Raw genomic sequence first — 2,270 nt, 5'->3', positions numbered from 1 at the left:
GACCAGGTGCTCTTGAACGTGCCGTCGGCGCCCACGCGCAGCAGGCGATTGGTGCCATTGCACGCGGCCCAGACATCTCCCGCGGCATCCACCGCGACGCCGCGAGTGCGGCCGCTGCACCCGCCGCCGCCCCCCACCATCTGAGCCGTGCGAGCCGTGAAGTCCACCCGCACCACGCCGTTGGCGGAGTCCGAGTCCGCGCCCAGCCACACCCTCCCGTTGCGATCCACCACGAGGCCGGAGGTGGGCACCGGGGCCGTGAGCGTGTCCACCACGTGGCTGCCCGCTGGCGCGCTTGGATTGATCTTCCGGATGAGCTTCAGCGGGCTGTTGTCCGACGTGTAGAGGTAGCCGCCCGGCCCCACGGCCAGGCTCTGGATGTTGGAGGCGGCGCCCGTCTCGGCCCGCAGGTCGATGACCTGCAGCACCGCACCGGTCTGTCCATCCAGCCGGTAGAGCTTGGACGAGGTGAAGCCGGCGGCCCAGACGTGCTGGTCGGCGTCCACCACCACCGAGCGCCCCGGATCCCCCGCGGCCACATAGTTCTTCGTCCAGAGGAGGCACTCGTCCGTCTGGCCAAAGAACTCGGTCGCGTTGCCTAGCTCAATGGAGCCGTTGCTTCTCACGTCCGAGGAGGTGTCGATCTGCCCGTTGCCGTTGCGGTCCACACACGCTGCCAGCGAGCCGGCGACCTTGGTGATGGAGGCCGCGGAGCCCGAGCAGTTGTTGCGGTTGACGACGAAGGCGTTGCCCTGGGCGTCCACCGCCATGGGCGCCGGCAGGTTGCAGGACTCACGCGGCGGCCGCACCACCGGCACCGAGCCGTCCCAGTTGCGCACGAGCACGGAGTCGTAGCGCGCCGCCTGCCGGCCCGTGCGCGTGTCCACCTTGGTCACGAGGCCCGCGTTGGCGTTGGCAATCCAGAGGAAGGTCGGCACGCTCGCGCCGGTGTCGATGCGGAGCTGATCGGAGTCCGGCGCTCCAGCCCGCGTTCCATTGAAGCGGCCGGCTGCGAAGTCGGCGTCCGTGGTGAAGGTTCTCTGCGCGGTGCCAGTCAGCTCTTGCGCCAGAGCAAGTTCCGGCATGGCCCAGAGCAGGCTGCTCAATACGACATACGAAGCTGCACGAGTGCTCATACAGCGTGCCCCCAGGGTGGAGACTGCGGTTGGCTTTCCCCCCGTGGACGGGCAACCGGCCACTCGCTCCGTCGGACGTGGAGCGAGATGAATTGTACCGATGCGCCTCGCGCAAAGGCAGACGCTGAAAACACGCTCCGCTGTGCGAAGAACGGTGTCGTGCTCTCACCGAATCGCTAGCACGACAGGATTTTTCCGACGCGAAGCTCTACTTGTCTCGTAGGGCGATCACCACCCACCCCGGGTCAGCTCGGACCTTCGACGATGAACTGGTCCTGCCGAGCGATCCCGAGCTTCTTCATGCGGCTCTGCAGCGTGGAGGGCTTGAGGCCCAGCAGCTGCGCGGCGCCACCCTCGCCGTAGATGCGGCCCTTGGTGAGCGCGAGCACGCGGAGGATGTGCTCGCGCTGCACCGCCGCGAGCGTGAGCACCTTCTCGCTCTGCACCTCGAGCGCGCGCGCGGGCGCCAGCGAGGCCCGCTCACGCGTGGGCAGATCGAGCGCCTCCGGCCCCAGCTCCGGGAGCGGCGAGAGGATGGTGGCACGCTCGAGCACGTTGGCCAGCTCGCGCAGGTTGCCGGGCCAGCTGTACGCCGCCAGGCACTCCAGTCCCTCGGGCGTCACGCGCATGCCTCGCCGCCCCGTGCGCCGCGTCTGCTCCTCCAGCAGGAACGCGCAGAGCTGCTGCAGATCCTCGAGCCGCTCGCGCAGGGGCGGCAGGCGCAGCGGGAAGACGCTCAGCCGGTAGTAGAGATCCTCGCGGAAGCGCCGCTGGGAGATGGCCTGCTGCAGATCCACGTGCGTGGCCGCCAGCAGCCGCACGTCCGCGCGCACCGTGCGATCACTGCCCACCGGCTCGAGCGTCTTCTCCTGCAGCGCGCGCAGCAGCTTGGCCTGCAGCTCCACGGGCAGCTCGCCCACCTCGTCAAGCAGCAGCGTGCCGCCATGGGCCATCTGGAAGCGCCCGGCCCGATCCTTGGTGGCGCCGGTGAAGGCGCCCTTCACGTGGCCGAACAGCTCGCTCTCCAGCAGCCCCGCGGGGATGGCGGCGCAGTTGATGGTGACGAAGGGCTGGTCCGCCCGCGCGCTCCAGCGATGGAGGGCGCGCGCCAGCCGCTCCTTGCCCGTGCCCGTC

Annotated in this window: 1 protein-coding gene and 1 pseudogene; both read right to left on the bottom strand. The window is 69.6% G+C overall.

Annotated features, from left to right (window positions below; genetic code table 11):
- Nucleotides 1-1,085, bottom strand: a pseudogene (locus VD972_RS00360) (hypothetical protein); the annotation flags it as partial.
- Nucleotides 1,086-1,381: 296 nt separating this feature from the next.
- Nucleotides 1,382-2,270: sigma-54 dependent transcriptional regulator (locus VD972_RS00355; protein ID WP_324979006.1), on the bottom strand; the 889-nt coding region annotated here is incomplete at its 5' end.

The organism is Hyalangium sp., from assembly GCF_035629615.1.
GTDB lineage: Bacteria > Myxococcota > Myxococcia > Myxococcales > Myxococcaceae > Hyalangium.
This window is presented reverse-complemented; position numbering and strand designations above follow the sequence as displayed.